We start from the raw sequence: 14,130 nt of genomic DNA, 5'->3' as shown, positions 1-14,130 counted from the left end.
GAGAATGACACCCCTTTTGAGTGGCTCGCCGCCGGAAGGCTTGCCAAAGCCTTGGTCAAAGCCCTCCTGCCGCAGGGGATTTCGTCCGCTTTGCTAGCTATCCGATGACTTGCCACCCGAACGGGGAGCACCGACCGTGGCCCCCGCCTTGACCCCGTTGTCCTTGGCCCCGGGAGCCTCGAAGGACTCCAGCGCCTCCAGCACGTCCTGCACACGGGAGATCTCGGCGTTGATGTCCTCGCGGCGCCGCACCAGCACCTCGAGTTCGCGCTTGCCCTCCTCGACCGTGCGCCGCGCCTCCCGGACCGCCTCGGCCTTCAGCTCCTCGGCCTCCTTCACGAGGGAGGCCTTCTTCTGCTCCGCCTCCTTCAGCAGACCCTCGGCCTTCTTCACGGCGGCGATCCGCACCTTGCCCGCCTCGGAGTTGGCCTCGGAGACGATCTCCTTGGCCTTCGCCTCCGCCTTGGCGAGCTGTTCCTCGGCGGCCTTGATGAGCGCGTCGCAGCGGTCGCCCGTCGACTTCATCGTCTCCGCGGCCTCACGGCGGGCCCGCTCGTGCAGCTCCTCGATCTCAGTCGTGATGCGGTCGCGCAGCTCCTCCGCGCGCTCCCTGATCTGCGTCGCGTCCCGGCGCGCGCCGACCAGCAGCTCGTCCGCGTCCGTACGGGCCTTCTCCACCCGCGAGTTGCCCTCGACGGTCGCCTCGGACACCAGCCGGTCGGCCTCGCTGCGGGCCGCGCCGACCATCGTGTCCGCCTGCGCCTCGGCGTCCGCCGTCGTCTTCAGCGCCTGCTGCTGCGCCTCGGTGAGCAGCTTGTCCGCCTCGGCGGTGGTCTCCGTGATGAGCTTGTCCACCTGCTCGGCCGCCTCGGAGCGCCGCTTGTGGGCGTCCTTGCGGGCCTCGTCCAGCGTCCGCTCCGCCTCCTCGCGCGCCGCGGACACCATCCGATCGGCCTCCGCCTCCGCCCCGGCCCTGACCCGCTCGGCCTCCTGACGGATCCGCTCGGCGTGCTGCTGCGCCGACCCGACCGTCTCCGCGGCCTCGGCGCGCAGCCGCTCCGCGTCGCCGGTGGCGTCCGCGATCAGCTTCTCCGCCTTGGCGACCGACTCCGAGCGCACCCGCTCGGCCTCCGTGAGAGTCTCGTCGGTGAGCCGCTCGGCCTCGCTGCGGGCCTCGGTGATGAGCGTGTCCGCCTGCGTCGCCGCGTCCGAACGGATCCGGTTGGCGTCCTCACGGGCGTCCGCCCGGGTGCGCGACGCGGCCTGCTCGGCCTCGGCGATCGTGTCCGACGCCTCCGTGCGCACCCGCTGGGCGTGCTCGGACACCTCGGAGCGGATCCGGTCGGCCTCCGTGATGGCCTCGGACACCGTCCGCTCGGCCAGCGACTTGGCGGCCTCCGTCTCGTCCTGCGCCTCGCGCCGCAGCCGGCTCGCGTCCTCGGAGGCCCGCTCCCGCTCCGCGTAGGCGTCGGCGCGGACCCGGTCCGCCTCCTCCTCGGCCTCGCGGCGCGTCCGCTCCGCCGCGTGCTCGGCGGCGGAGCGCAGCCCGGCGATCTCCTCCTGCGCCTGCTCGTGCAGCCCCGCCACGGAGTCCCGCACCTGCTGGGCGTGCTGCTCGGCCGCCGACACCATCTCGGTGGCGCGCCGGTCCGCCTCCTCGACCAGACGTACGGCCTCGGCCTGCGCCTCCTCCACGCGGGTGCGCGCCGAGGCCAGCAGCTCCTCGCTCTGCTCGCGGGCCCGGCTGCGCTCCTGGTCGGCCTCGCTCCGGGCCGCGCCGAGCAGCTCCTCGGCCTCGCGCCGGCGCCGGGCGGCCTCCTCCTGCGCGGCGGCCAGCGTCTCCGACGCCTCCGCGGAGATCCGCTCGGCGGCGGCCTGCGCCTCCGCGCGCATCCGGTCCGCGCTGTCCTGCGCCTCCGACTTCAGCCGCTCCGCCTCGGCCGCGGCCTCCGAACGCAGCCGTACGGCGACGGACTCGCCCTCCGCGCGGGACGCCGACGCGTCCGCGGCGGCCTCGTCGCGCAGCCGCTCCGCCTCCGCCTCCGCCTGCTGCTGGAGGGCGCGGATCCGCTCGGCGGCCTCCGCGCGCAGCCGCTCCGTCTCCTCGGACGCCTCCCGGCGGATCCGGGCGGCCTCCTCGCGCGCGTCGCTCAGCGCCTGTTCGGCCGCGGCGAGCCGCTCCTCGGCCTCCGTGTGCAGCCGCGTCAGCTCCCCGGCGGCCTCCGCGCGGCGGGCCTCCACGGCCCGTTCGGTCTCCTCGCGCAGCTCGCGCGCGGCCCGCTCGGCGTCCTCCTTGAGCGCGTCGGCCTGCTCGACGACCTCCGCGCGGTGCCGCTCGGCCTCCTTGCGGGTGCGCTCCAGGGTCTCCTCGGCCTGCCGACGCAGGGTCGTGGCGCGCTCGATGGCCTCGGTGCGGACCTTCTCGCTGTCCGTCTGCGCGGTGGAGCGCAGTTCGTCGGCGTCCGCCTTCGCCTTGGCGAGCAGTTCCTCGGCGGACTTCGCCGCCTCCTCGATCTGCGCCACGGCCTCCTTGCGGGCCTCCGCGCGGATCTTCTCGCCCTCCGCGACCGCGTCGGCGCGCAGCTGCTCGGCCTCGCCGCGCAGCCGGCGGGCCTCCTCCTGAAGCTCGACCGTCTTGGCGCGGTACTCCTTGGTGTCGTCCTTCGCCGCGCCCTTGAGCTGCTCGGAGATGTCGTGCGCCTCGGCGCGCAGCCGGTCCGCCTCGGCCTCGGCCTCCCTGCGGATCCGCTCGGCCTCCTCGGCCGCCGCCTTGGTGGTCTGCTTGGCCTCCTCCGACGCCTTGTTGAGCACGTCCTCGGCGGTCCTGGCGGCCTTGGACAGCTGCGTCGCGGACTCCTCCGCGGTGATCGTGCGGGCCTTCTCGGCGGCCTCGGCGACGATCTTCTCGGCCTCCGCGCGGGCGTCCGCGACCAGCTGCTCGGCGTCCGCCTTGGTGGCCTCGGCCTCCTTGGTCGCCTCGCTGACCAGCCGCGCCACCTGCTCCTTGGCGGTGCGCGTACGGGTCTCGTTGGCGGACTCGGCGGAGGCGAGCGCCTTCGCGGCGGACTCCTTCGCCTCGGCGAGCACCTTCTCCGCCTCGGCGCGGGCCTCGCGCAGCGCGGTCTCGGCCTGGGACATCCGCTCCTCGGCGGCCCGGCTGAGCTCCTGCGCCTCACGGCGCGCGGACTCCGACTCGGTGGCCGTGGACGTCCGCAGCTGCTCGGCGTGGTCGGTGGCCTCCTGGGCCTGCGTGGAGGCCGCGTTCAGCAGCCGCTCGGCGTCCGCGCGGGCCCGGCGCAGGATCTGCTCGGCCTCCGCGCGGGCCGACTCGGCCTCGCTCTGGAGCCGCTGCCGGGCCTCGGCGGTCAGCCGCTCCGCCTCCGCGCGGGCGGCGGCCATCGCCTGCTCGGTCTCCGCGCGGGACTCGTCGAGGAGCCGGCGGGCCTGCTGCTCGGTGCGGGCGCGCAACTGCTCCGCCCAGGCCACGTTCTCGTTGACGTGCGACTCGACGGTCTGCCGCCGCTCCGCCAGCTCCTGGTCGAGCTGCTGGCGCCGCGTCACCGCCTCCTGGTGCAGCTCCGCCTGGAGCCGGGCCGCCTGCTCCGCGTGCTCCTGGAGGATCCGCTGGGTCTGGGCCCGGGCCTGGCTCAGCTCCCGCTCGGCGTCCGCGCGGAGCTGGTCGGCCTGCAATTGCGCGTTCCGCAGCAACTGCTCGGCCTGGTAGCCGATGTCACCGCCGTCGTACGCGGGCCGGGACATGATGGTGCGCCGCGCCTCGTGCAGCTTGGCGCGCAGCACCTCGACCTGGTAGCCGAGGTCCTCGGCGTGCTGGATCGCCTTTTCCCGCTCGGTCTTCAGCCGCTTCATCTCGGCTTCGAACCGAGAGAGGTGGTCGACGTCAGCCGCCGGCTCTCGCTCCTGGCTCTCGTAGCCCCGCACTGCGCGGTCCCATCCGTCCCCTGGTCGCAAGTCTGGCCGAGCTCCGTCCATCCGCCGAACGGGGCCCCCGGGGAATGGTGTCAGATCAACGGCGGAGCATGGGCTGCTGCCCCGCGCTCGCCCCCCGAAACCCGGACCCCGGCGATCCCGCCGCGAAACACGGCGGGACTCGGTCACCACGCATCGAGCGGCGACCAGACCCAACCCTACCGGCCCTTATGTACGTGGGTCAGTGCTCGGATGACTCAACGGGCGCCGAAGTGACCAGTTCTGTCAGTACGCCATGGCAGTCCTTGGGGTGCAGGAAGGTGATTCGTGACCCCATGGAGCCGCGCCGGGGCTCTTCGTACAGAACGCGCACCCCCTTGTCCTTGATGCCGGCGGCCTCCGCGTCCACGTCCGCCGTGCCGAAGGCGATGTGGTGGACGCCCTCGCCGTTCTTCGCCAGCCACTTGGCGACGGTGGAGTCCTCCCGGGTCGGCTCCAGGAGTTGCAGGTAGGAGGCCCCGCCGTCGGAGGTGTCGTTGATCTTGAGCATGGCCTCGCGCACGCCCTGCTCCTCGTTGACCTCGGAGTGGAACACCTCGAAGCCGTAGGTGGCCCGGTAGAACTCCACGGTCCTGTCCAGGTCGAAACAGGCGATCCCGATGTGGTCGATTCGCGTCAGCATGGATTCAGTGCAGCGCCCCCGCGATGGTTACGCAACGTGCGCGCGATCACACCGAAAGGCCGATGACGTGGTCCACCGGGCGTCAGTACATTCGAAGTAAACCCTCGTTCACTCCTCGGCAGTGCAGCCGGAAGGGGACCGCAGCTCATGACTTCTGCATCTTCTGCATCATCCGCAACGAACGGCACGACGTCCGTCATCGTCGCGGGCGCCCGCACCCCGATGGGGCGGCTGCTCGGCTCGCTGAAGTCCTTCTCCGGGGCCGACCTCGGCGGCTTCGCGATCAAGGCCGCCCTCGACCGTGCGGGGATCGGTGGCGACCAGGTCCAGTACGTGATCATGGGCCAGGTGCTCCAGGCCGGCGCCGGTCAGATCCCGGCCCGCCAGGCCGCCGTCAAGGCCGGCATCCCGATGAACGTCCCGGCGCTCACCATCAACAAGGTGTGCCTCTCCGGCCTCGACGCGATCGCCCTGGCCGACCAGCTGATCCGGGCCGGTGAGTTCGACGTGGTCGTCGCCGGCGGCCAGGAGTCCATGACCAACGCGCCCCACCTGCTGCCCAAGTCCCGCGAGGGCTACAAGTACGGCGCGGTGCAGATGCTCGACGCCATGGCGCACGACGGTCTGACCGACTCCTTCGAGAACATCGCCATGGGCGAGTCCACCGAGAAGCACAACACCCGCCTCGGCATCGCGCGCCCCGAGCAGGACGAGATCGCCGCGCTGTCCCACCAGCGGGCCGCCGCCGCCCAGAAGAACGGCATCTACGAGGCCGAGATCACCCCGGTCGAGATCCCGCAGCGCAAGGGCGACCCGGTCCTGTTCAGCAAGGACGAGGGCATCCGCGGCGACACCACGGCCGAGTCGCTCGGCAAGCTGCGCCCGGCGTTCTCGAAGGACGGCACGATCACCGCGGGCTCCTCCTCGCAGATCTCGGACGGCGCGGCGGCCGTGGTCGTGATGAGCAAGGCCAAGGCGCAGGAGCTGGGCCTGGACTGGATCGCCGAGATCGGCGCCCACGGCAATGTGGCCGGCCCCGACAACTCCCTCCAGTCGCAGCCGTCCAACGCGATCCGGCACGCCCTGAAGAAGGAGGGCCTGGAGGTCTCCGACCTCGACCTCATCGAGATCAACGAGGCCTTCGCGGCGGTTGCCGTCCAGTCAATGAAGGACCTGGGCGTTTCCACCGAAAAGGTGAACGTCAATGGCGGAGCCATCGCCCTCGGCCACCCGATCGGGATGTCCGGTGCCCGGCTCGTGCTGCACCTCGCCCTGGAGCTGAAGCGGCGCGGCGGCGGCGTGGGCGCGGCGGCGCTCTGCGGCGGCGGCGGCCAGGGTGACGCGCTGATCGTGCGGGTACCCAAGGCCTGAGGCCCCTTCTCTTCTCTTACGTGCTACTCGGAACGGAGCTGTGATGCAGGACGTCTCCTCGCTGGTCGCCCAGGCCAGGGAAGGCAGGCCACGGGCCGTGGCCCGGCTGATCTCCCTGGTGGAGGGGGCGTCCCCACAGCTCAGGGAGGTCATGGCGGCCCTGGCGCCGCTCACCGGCAACGCGTACGTGGTCGGCCTCACCGGCTCCCCGGGAGTCGGGAAGTCGACGTCCACCTCGGCCCTGGTGACCGCGTACCGCAAGCAGGGCAAGCGGGTCGGCGTCCTGGCCGTCGACCCGTCCTCCCCCTTCTCGGGCGGCGCCCTGCTCGGCGACCGCGTCCGCATGTCGGAGCACGCCTCCGACCCCGGCGTCTACATCCGCTCGATGGCGACGCGAGGCCATCTGGGCGGCCTCGCCTGGGCCGCGCCCCAGGCCATCCGCGTCCTGGACGCGGCGGGCTGCGACGTGATCCTGGTCGAGACGGTGGGTGTCGGCCAGTCGGAGGTGGAGATCGCCTCCCAGGCCGACACCTCGGTGGTGCTCCTGGCCCCCGGCATGGGGGACGGCATCCAGGCCGCCAAGGCGGGAATCCTGGAGATCGGCGACGTCTACGTGGTCAACAAGGCCGATCGCGACGGCGCCGACGCCACCGCCCGCGAGCTGAACCACATGCTGGGCCTCGGCGAGTCCCGCGCACCCGGCGACTGGCGCCCCCCGATCGTCAAGACGGTCGCGGCCCGCGCGGAGGGCGTCGACGAGGTGGTCGAAGCCCTGGAGAAGCACCGCGCCTGGATGGAGGAGCACGGCGTCCTGACGGAACGCCGCCTGGCCCGCGCCTCCCGCGAGGTCGAGACCATCGCGGTCACCGCCCTCCGTGAACGCATCGGCGACCTCCACGGCGACCGCCGCCTGGGAGCACTGGCGGAACGCATCATCGCCGGCGACCTGGACCCGTACCGAGCGGCGGACGAACTGGTCGAGGGCCTGACCTCCACGAGCCCGTCGGCCCCACCCAGCCCCTCCGGCGTTTGAGGAGCGGGGGTCCCGGGGGGGGAGCCCCCGGGGACGGGAAGGGAAGGGGCGGCGGGGGCGACACCAATCAGTCGTCGTCCGAGCCGCCCCGATCGTCGTCGCCGTCATCGCCCCCGTCGTCATCCCGGTCGGCCGAGACCGACCCACTGCTCGGATCGACCCGCCAGTCCCGCTCACCCCCGCCGGAGGCCCGCGTCTCCGCCTCCCACCCCTTGTCATCGTCGTCGTCCAGCTCGACCGACACCACGGCCCCCTTGGCGGCCACCGCCTCCGCCGCCTCCCGGGCCGTCACCGACGCCCCCTTCAACGCGGCCCGCACCTCACCGGCATCGTCCTCGTCGTCCCTCTGCGCACCCAGGACCTTGCCGCTCCCGGGATCGACCCGCACGCTGTGCCAGTCGTCCCCGCCCGCGAGGACGTCGACCTCCCAGACGCCGTCATCCAGCTCGGCGGAGACGGCCGTACCCGGCGTGTGCTTCAGCGCGGCGGCGATGGCGTCCCCGGCGGTGACACCACCGGAGACACGACGGTCGTCCCGGTCGTCACCACGATCGTCGTCACCACGATCGTCATCGTCCCGGTCGTCGTCCCGCCCGTCGTCGTCCCCCGCCCGCGTCTCCGCCTGCGCCACCGACGCCGACCCCGCTCCCGACCCCGACCGCCCGTCATCGCCCCCCGAGACCGCGAGAGCAGTAGCCGTACCGCCCCCCACCAGGGCCGCGGCCGTGACGACGGCGATCACGATGTTGCGCTTCATTCCGTTTCCTCCCGAGTCGCTTCGCTTTCGACGACTTCAATCTCGCCGACCGACGCTGAGAGGAACCTGAAGCCACCTGAAGTGATCTTCAGCTTCGCTCTGCGACCCTTGCCGCATGCGCCTGCTGATAGTCGAGGACGAGAGACGCCTCGCCCTCTCCCTCGCCAAGGGCCTCACCGCCGAGGGCTACGCCGTGGACGTCGTCCACGACGGCCGGGAGGGCCTGCACCGGGCCACGGAGGGAACGTACGACCTCCTGATCCTCGACATCATGCTGCCCGGCCTCAACGGCTACCGCGTCTGCGCCGCCCTGCGCGCCGCCGGCCACGACGTGCCGATCCTGATGCTCACCGCCAAGGACGGCGAGTACGACGAGGCCGAGGGCCTGGACACCGGCGCCGACGACTACCTCACCAAGCCGTTCTCGTACGTGGTCCTCGTCGCCAGGATCAAGGCGCTGCTGCGCCGCCGCCCGGCCGGCGGGGCCTCCCCGGTCCATGTGCACGGCGACCTCAAGGTGGACACCGCCGCCCGCCGGGTGTTCCTCGGCGAGGACGAAGTGGCGCTGACCGCGAAGGAGTTCTCGGTCCTCGAACACCTGGTGCTGCGGGCCGGGCAGGTGGTGTCCAAGGCCGACATCCTGGAGCACGTCTGGGACTTCGCCTACGAGGGCGACCCCAACATCGTCGAGGTCTACGTCAGCGCCCTGCGCCGCAAGCTGCGCGCCGGCCTCATCCGTACCGTGCGCGGCGCCGGTTACCGGCTGGAGACCGCGCCATGAGCCGCCTGTTCGGCTCGGTCCGCTCGCGGGCGACGCTCGGCGCCACCCTGGTCGTCGCCGTCGCCCTCGTCGCGGCCGGCACCGCCGTACTGCTGTCGCTGCGCTCCAACCTGATCGGCGAGGCGGGCACCCAGGCGGAACGCTCCGCGCGGGCGGTCGCCTCCGAACTCGCCGCCGGAACGCCGTACGACAAACTGTCCGGGCTGGAGAGCGACGACGGCCCGGTGCAGATCGTCGACCGGGAGGGCAGGCTGGTCGCGGTCGGCGAGGACCTGGAGCGGATCACGGGCACGGCGACCGCCGAGGTGACGCCGCAGCCCTCGGCACCGCGCGATGACGACGACGATGACGACGACTCCGACGACTCGGATGACTCCGACGATTCCCCAGGCTCCGACGAGTCCCTGGCCCCCGGCGAGATCGCCCAGGAGACCACCTTCAGCAACGGCTCGGCGACCATCGACGGCGCCGCCGAGGACTACCGCTTCGCCGCCGTGGCGGTCGAGACCTCCGACCGGGGCCGCCTCACGGTCATCGCCGGCTCTCCTCTGGCCGCCGAGCACAGCGCCGTGCGGACCGCGCTGACCGTGATGCTCATCGGTTTCCCCCTGCTCCTCGCGGTCGTCGCCGGTGTGACCTGGCTGGTCACGGGACGCGCCCTGCGCCCCGTGGAGGGCATCCGGAGCGAGATGGCCGCGATCACCGCCTCCGAGGACCTCACCCGCCGCGTCCCCGAGCCGGCCACGCACGACGAGATCGCCCGCCTGGCCCGCACCACCAACGCCACGCTCGCCGCGCTGGAGGCGTCCGTGGAGCGGCAGCGGCGCTTCGTCGCCGACGCCTCGCACGAGTTGCGCAGCCCGATCGCCTCCCTGCGTACGCAGTTGGAGGTGGCGGCGGCCCATCCCGAGCTGCTCGACCTGGACGGTGCCGTCGAGGACACCGTGCGGCTCCAGCACCTCGCCGCCGACCTGCTGCTGCTGGCCCGGCTGGACGCGGGGGAGCGGCCCGCCGACGCGCCGGTGGACCTGGCCGCGCTGGCCCGTGAGGAGGCCGCTGGCCGTGCGGGTGTGACGGTGGACGCGGAGCCGGCGGAGGTGTCCGGTTCGCGGGGTCAGCTGGGGCGGGTGCTTGCCAACCTGCTGGACAACGGCCGGCGGCACGCCCGTGAGCGGGTGACCGTGACCGTGCGGCGGGAGGGCGACTGGGCGGTGCTCGGGGTGGCCGACGACGGCGACGGGGTGGCCGAGGCCGACCGGGAGCGGATCTTCGAGCGGTTCGTACGGCTGGACGCCGCCCGCAGCCGCGACGACGGTGGCGCGGGGCTGGGCCTGGCGATCGCCAGGGATGTCGCCGTACGGCACGGCGGAACGCTCACGGCGGGCGCGGCGCCGGCCGGCGGAGCCCTCTTCGAACTCCGCCTGCCACTGGCCGGGCGGGACACCACCTAGCGGGTGTCAGTGACGCCCCCGCTGCCCCCGCAGATGCTCGGCGATGGGCTTGAGGGCCTTGTCGAGCTCGGTGAGCGCCTCGGGGGAGAGCAGGTCGATGAAGTGCCGGCGCACGGACGCCACATGATGGGGCGCGACCTTCTGCATGGTCTCCATGCCGTGCTCGGTGAGGACGGCGTAGAGCCCCCGGCGGTCCGACTCGCAGTTCTCCCGCCGGACCAGGTTCGCGTTCTCCATGCGGGTGATCTGGTGCGAGAGGCGGCTCTTGGACTGGAGCGTGGCGGAGGCGAGGTCGCTCATCCGCATGCGCCGGTCCTCCGACTCGGACAGGTTCACCAGGATCTCGTAGTCGTTCATTGTCAGGCCGAACGGCTGCAGATCCTTCTCGAGCTGGTAGGTCAACAGCCTGTTGACTTCCAGGTGGGTGCGCCAGGCGCACTGCTCCGCATTGGTCAGCCAGCGGGTGGCCGTCTCGGTCTCCATGAATGAAGTCTACCTAAGGAAGTTGAAAGGCGAACTAATGATGCTTCCGTGTGACACCACGTGCAGGCGTTCGATGTCACACCCCGCACATTACCGCTCACAGCCCGAAGCGACGTTGGAGGTCTCCCAGCTGTCCGGGAAGGCGCGGTGCCCCCGCCCCCTGGCCGTGGCCACCCGGAACCCCGCCCCCGGGCACCCCGGGCTCATGCGGAGTGACCCCCGTGGCCTGCTCCGTCATCAGCGTCTCGGACGACTGGAGCAGTACCGTGCCCGCCCCCACGAACTCGAACTGGTGCTCCTCGCCGGAGGCCCCGCCGAGGCCCGTCAGCGCACGTAGACCGCCCATCACACCGGTCATGTAGCCATGGTCGTAGTGGTGGCACGGGGAGGGGCAGTCGGCCCATCCGACCAGCGCCTGCGGGTCCACCCGGATGGGAGGTTCCATGAACACCACCGGACCGTTGGACGCGGCCACGAACTTTCCGGTTCCGATCAGTGTCAGAAAGCCCGGCACGATCGACTGCTTGAGCGCGAGACTTGGCTGAAAAGCGAGAAGGTTGCCCGAGCGAATGGTCAGGTTGCCGTCCTCGAGGTCGTACGAATTGACGTCGAAGGCCCGGTCGGCGAGGAGCATCTTGCCCGAGCCCTCCGCCACGACCCAGTCGCTCGCGTGCAGTGGCGAATGGAACGACGTACGGACGAGCCGGTCGAGCCGCCCGTGCCCGATGCCGTTGAACTCGATCGAGCCGTAGTAGGCGATCATCTTCCCCTTCTGCATGAACCACTGGGTCCCCTTGAGCTCCACGCAGAAGGTGTAGTGATCGACGTTGTCGTCGGCCGGCAGCGTCATCGGGTCGAAGACCGTGGGCCCGGCGCCCGGGGTTCCGTAGGTGCTCAAAGCTTCTCCTCCGACGCCTGGACGTACACGGCACCGCTGCCGCTCAGTTCCAACTGGAAGGCCTCGCCGGAGCCGCGGCCCACCATGTCCCGCCAGCCGAGGGCGGTCGACAGCTTGTTGCGGACGTCACCGTGGTGGGCGACGTAGGCCTGCGGGTCGACGTGCACCGGCCGCTGCGGGGTGATCGGGACCTCGATCACCCCTCCGTGGGCCATCACGGCGACGGAGCCGTGCCCCTTCAGCGACGTGGTGAACAGCCCCTGCCCGGAGACCTGGCCCCGGACCATGCCCATCACCCCGCCCTGGGAGCCGAGGAACACCGTGCCCTGCTCCAGCGTCCCCTCGAAGGCCAGCAGCCGGTCGGCCTCGACGTACAGGGTGTCGCCGGAGAGGTCGATCACCTGGATGTGATGGCCGCCGTGACCGAACAGGACGGTGCCGCTGCCCTCCACGGTCATCAGGGGCGTGTCCTCGTCGGCCACCCGCCGGCCGATCATCGACATCAGCCCGCCCCGGCCGCCGGCCATGTTCGGGGTGAAGCTGACGTCGCCCTTGTACGCGAGCATCGCGCCGCGCTGGCTGAACAGCCGCCGGCCGGGCGTCACGGTCGCCTCGATCATCTTCGGGTTGATCTCCCGGAAGCCCATGTCAGACGTCCCCCGCGATCGTGTTGCGCTCACTGGGCTGGACGTAGACAAGCCCGTCGCCCTCGAACCGGATCTGGAAGGCCTCGCCGCCGCCCTCGCCCATCAGCGTGCGGAAGGTCACACCCGACTGGAAGGACTGCCGCAGGTTCCCCTGGTGGGCCACATACGCGCCGGGGTCGACCGTCAGCGGGTACTGCGGGCTGACCCGGAGCAGCACGGCCGGCCCGTCCGACATGATCGCCGCCTGGCCGTGGCCCTCGATCGTGGTCGTGAACAGCCCGTTGCCCTGCGAGGCCCCGCGCAGGCCCGTGAAACTGGTCCCGGTGCGCAGGCCGCCGTCGGTCGCCAGCAGATTGCTGGACTCCACGTAGAGCTTGTCCCCTTGCAGACCCACCAGATTGATCTCGGAGGCGCGGTCCGCGAACCAGCAGGTCCCGTGCCCCTTCACCTCCATCAACGTCATCTGCTCACCCGTGAGCCGCCGGGTCACCATCCCCCGGAGGCCCTCACCGCCGCCGCTGAGCTTCTTGAAGGCCATGTCACCGTCGTACGCGACCATGGAGCCGTTCTTCGCCTTCACGGCGTCCCCGGTCATGTCGACGGCGAGCACCTTGCTGCTCTGAAGTCGGAACATCGCCACGGATGTGACGGTAGCCGCACCTTTGCCCCGCCGACAGATCCTCTGGGTGGAGTCGGACCCCGAGCCGCCCCCGACCCGACCCGGAGAGGACCCCCTCCCGTGATCGCGTACGGCGTTTGCCACAATGGCGTGGCGCTTGTGCGTGTGTTCACAAGCCGTCCGACCCGTCGACGCCGACGTCTCTCCCACCGAAGGTGACCCGTGGACATCAAGACCGCCACCGCCCTCCGCCGACTCCGCCTGGTCTCGGGCCCCGAAGCGATCTCGTTCCTCCTGCTGCTCGTCTGCTCGGTCCTGAAGCGGACCACGGACTTCAACGCCGTCCCGGTGATGGGCGCGATCCACGGTTTCCTCTTCGTCGTGTACGTGCTCTTCTGGGCGGACGCCTGGAACCGCGCCAAGTGGCCGCTGAAGACCGCCGCCTTCTACTTCCTGATGTCGGTCCTGCCGACCGGCGGCTTCTTCGCCGACCGCCGCCTCAAGCGCGAGGCCGAGGACGCGGTGATCGCCTCCCGCGCCCGCGCCGAAGGGGCCGTGAAGGCATGATCGTCGCCTTCTCCGTGACGCCGCTGGGCGTCGGCGAGGACGTGGGGGAGTACGTCGCCGACGCCGTGCGGGTGGTCCGCGAGTCGGGGCTGCCGAACCGCACCGACGCGATGTTCACCTCGATCGAGGGCGAGTGGGACGAGGTGATGGACGTGGTGAAGCGCGCCGTGGCCGCCGTGGAGGCACGGGCGCCGCGCGTCTCCCTGGTCCTCAAGGCCGACATCCGCCCGGGTGTGGAGGACGGTCTCACCTCCAAGGTGGAGACCGTGGAGCGGCATCTGGCGCGGGGCGAGGGATGACCGCGGACCGATGAGTGAGACGGGGCTGACCGACATATGACCGGCCGGTAGGGTCTGGTCCGTGTCGAAGCCCCTCAGTCTCTCGTTCGATCCGATCGCCCGCGCCGACGAGCTCTGGAAGCAGCGCTGGGGAAACGTGCCGGCTATGGCCGCGATCACCTCGATCATGCGCGCCCACCAGATCCTGCTGGCCGAGGTGGACGCGGTGGTCAAGCCGTACGGGCTCACGTTCGCGCGGTACGAGGCGCTGGTGCTGCTGACGTTCTCCAAGTCGGGCGAGCTGCCGATGTCCAAGATCGGTGAGCGGCTGATGGTGCACCCCACGTCGGTGACGAACACCGTGGACCGCCTGGTGCGCTCGGGCCTGGTGGACAAGCGCCCCAACCCGAACGACGGCCGCGGCACCCTCGCGAGCATCACCGACAAGGGCCGGGAGGTGGTCGAGGCGGCCACCCGCGACCTGATGGCCATGGACTTCGGCTTGGGCGCCTACGACGCGGAGGAATGCGCGGAACTCTTCGCCATCCTCCGCCCCCTGCGCCTGGCGGCGGGGGACTTCGCGGAGGACTGAGGCGAGGACCGCGGTTCACCCGTGCGGAGTGGAGTGTGAGCGGT

At 71.5% G+C, this 14,130-nt stretch carries 14 protein-coding genes; 7 read left to right on the top strand and 7 right to left on the bottom strand.

The window, feature by feature from the left end:
- Positions 1–93: 93 nt before the first annotated feature.
- Together scy and mce are read right to left on the bottom strand one after the other, a co-directional pair.
- The gene (gene scy, locus ACZ470_RS16760; protein WP_468427846.1) at positions 94–3,939 is read right to left on the bottom strand and encodes a polarized growth protein Scy; all 3,846 of its coding nucleotides are present in this window, start codon (positions 3,937–3,939) and stop codon (positions 94–96) included.
- Between the two features lie 229 nt (positions 3,940–4,168).
- Positions 4,169–4,609 (bottom strand): methylmalonyl-CoA epimerase, encoded by a 441-nt coding sequence (mce, locus tag ACZ470_RS16755; protein WP_468427845.1) that lies wholly within the window; start codon positions 4,607–4,609, stop codon positions 4,169–4,171.
- A 147-nt stretch (positions 4,610–4,756) separates the two neighbouring features.
- On the opposite strand from mce, the gene ACZ470_RS16750 reads away from it, so the two are divergent.
- Both ACZ470_RS16750 and meaB read left to right on the top strand, forming a co-directional pair.
- Entirely contained in the window at positions 4,757–5,980 is a 1,224-nt protein-coding gene (locus ACZ470_RS16750) for an acetyl-CoA C-acetyltransferase (protein ID WP_468427843.1), read from the top strand.
- A gap of 43 nt (positions 5,981–6,023) precedes the next feature.
- Positions 6,024–7,013 carry a methylmalonyl Co-A mutase-associated GTPase MeaB gene (gene meaB, locus ACZ470_RS16745; protein ID WP_468427841.1) on the top strand — a complete coding sequence of 330 codons (990 nt, stop codon included), beginning with the start codon at positions 6,024–6,026 and terminating at the stop codon, positions 7,011–7,013.
- 67 nt (positions 7,014–7,080) lie between these two features.
- Here the strand turns inward: meaB and ACZ470_RS16740 are convergent, their stop codons facing one another.
- Complete coding sequence (locus ACZ470_RS16740) at positions 7,081–7,770, bottom strand: PepSY domain-containing protein (protein ID WP_468427839.1); 690 nt, start codon at positions 7,768–7,770, stop codon at positions 7,081–7,083.
- Positions 7,771–7,885: 115 nt separating this feature from the next.
- On the opposite strand from ACZ470_RS16740, the gene ACZ470_RS16735 reads away from it, so the two are divergent.
- Complete coding sequence (locus ACZ470_RS16735; protein WP_468427838.1) at positions 7,886–8,551, top strand: response regulator transcription factor; 666 nt, start codon at positions 7,886–7,888, stop codon at positions 8,549–8,551.
- A complete protein-coding gene (locus ACZ470_RS16730) occupies positions 8,548–10,002 on the top strand; it encodes a sensor histidine kinase (RefSeq protein WP_468427836.1) in 1,455 nt (484 codons plus the stop codon). The genes ACZ470_RS16735 and ACZ470_RS16730 overlap by 4 nt, the downstream gene beginning before the upstream one ends.
- Before the next feature lie 6 nt (positions 10,003–10,008).
- On the opposite strand, the gene ACZ470_RS16725 is transcribed toward ACZ470_RS16730, so the two are convergent.
- The 4 genes from ACZ470_RS16725 to ACZ470_RS16710 form a co-directional block, all read right to left on the bottom strand.
- The gene (locus ACZ470_RS16725) at positions 10,009–10,485 is read right to left on the bottom strand and encodes a MarR family winged helix-turn-helix transcriptional regulator (RefSeq protein WP_142193101.1); all 477 of its coding nucleotides are present in this window, start codon (positions 10,483–10,485) and stop codon (positions 10,009–10,011) included.
- A 97-nt stretch (positions 10,486–10,582) separates the two neighbouring features.
- Positions 10,583–11,383: an AIM24 family protein gene (locus ACZ470_RS16720; protein ID WP_468427834.1), complete on the bottom strand. Its 801-nt coding sequence runs from the start codon at positions 11,381–11,383 to the stop codon at positions 10,583–10,585.
- Positions 11,380–12,030 (bottom strand): AIM24 family protein, encoded by a 651-nt coding sequence (locus ACZ470_RS16715; RefSeq protein WP_468427833.1) that lies wholly within the window; start codon positions 12,028–12,030, stop codon positions 11,380–11,382. The genes ACZ470_RS16720 and ACZ470_RS16715 overlap by 4 nt, the downstream gene beginning before the upstream one ends.
- Position 12,031: 1 nt before the next feature.
- Positions 12,032–12,664 carry an AIM24 family protein gene (locus tag ACZ470_RS16710; protein WP_468428144.1) on the bottom strand — a complete coding sequence of 211 codons (633 nt, stop codon included), beginning with the start codon at positions 12,662–12,664 and terminating at the stop codon, positions 12,032–12,034.
- Between the two features lie 207 nt (positions 12,665–12,871).
- Here ACZ470_RS16710 and ACZ470_RS16705 point away from each other — a divergent pair, with 207 nt between their 5' ends.
- From ACZ470_RS16705 to ACZ470_RS16695, 3 genes are all read left to right on the top strand, one after another.
- Positions 12,872–13,216: a DUF3817 domain-containing protein gene (locus ACZ470_RS16705; protein ID WP_468427831.1), complete on the top strand. Its 345-nt coding sequence runs from the start codon at positions 12,872–12,874 to the stop codon at positions 13,214–13,216.
- A complete protein-coding gene (locus tag ACZ470_RS16700; protein ID WP_468427829.1) occupies positions 13,213–13,515 on the top strand; it encodes an MTH1187 family thiamine-binding protein in 303 nt (100 codons plus the stop codon). The genes ACZ470_RS16705 and ACZ470_RS16700 overlap by 4 nt, the downstream gene beginning before the upstream one ends.
- Positions 13,516–13,576: 61 nt before the next feature.
- A complete protein-coding gene (locus tag ACZ470_RS16695; RefSeq protein WP_468427827.1) occupies positions 13,577–14,086 on the top strand; it encodes a MarR family winged helix-turn-helix transcriptional regulator in 510 nt (169 codons plus the stop codon).
- The last annotated feature ends 44 nt before the right edge of the window (positions 14,087–14,130 follow it).

It is taken from the genome of Streptomyces sp. NPDC031111 (assembly GCF_055570675.1).
This window is presented reverse-complemented; position numbering and strand designations above follow the sequence as displayed.

Bases quoted from the DNA above. Each gene is read 5' to 3' on its own strand.
- mce (WP_468427845.1), bottom strand. From the start codon at position 4,609: ATGCTGACGCGAATCGACCACATCGGGATCGCCTGTTTCGACCTGGAC.
- ACZ470_RS16750 (WP_468427843.1), top strand. From the start codon at position 4,757: ATGACTTCTGCATCTTCTGCATCATCCGCAACGAACGGCACGACGTCC.
- meaB (WP_468427841.1), top strand. From the start codon at position 6,024: ATGCAGGACGTCTCCTCGCTGGTCGCCCAGGCCAGGGAAGGCAGGCCA.
- ACZ470_RS16740 (WP_468427839.1), bottom strand. From the start codon at position 7,770: ATGAAGCGCAACATCGTGATCGCCGTCGTCACGGCCGCGGCCCTGGTG.
- ACZ470_RS16735 (WP_468427838.1), top strand. From the start codon at position 7,886: ATGCGCCTGCTGATAGTCGAGGACGAGAGACGCCTCGCCCTCTCCCTC.
- ACZ470_RS16730 (WP_468427836.1), top strand. From the start codon at position 8,548: ATGAGCCGCCTGTTCGGCTCGGTCCGCTCGCGGGCGACGCTCGGCGCC.
- ACZ470_RS16725 (WP_142193101.1), bottom strand. From the start codon at position 10,485: ATGGAGACCGAGACGGCCACCCGCTGGCTGACCAATGCGGAGCAGTGC.
- ACZ470_RS16715 (WP_468427833.1), bottom strand. From the start codon at position 12,030: ATGGGCTTCCGGGAGATCAACCCGAAGATGATCGAGGCGACCGTGACG.
- ACZ470_RS16710 (WP_468428144.1), bottom strand. From the start codon at position 12,664: ATGTTCCGACTTCAGAGCAGCAAGGTGCTCGCCGTCGACATGACCGGG.
- ACZ470_RS16700 (WP_468427829.1), top strand. From the start codon at position 13,213: ATGATCGTCGCCTTCTCCGTGACGCCGCTGGGCGTCGGCGAGGACGTG.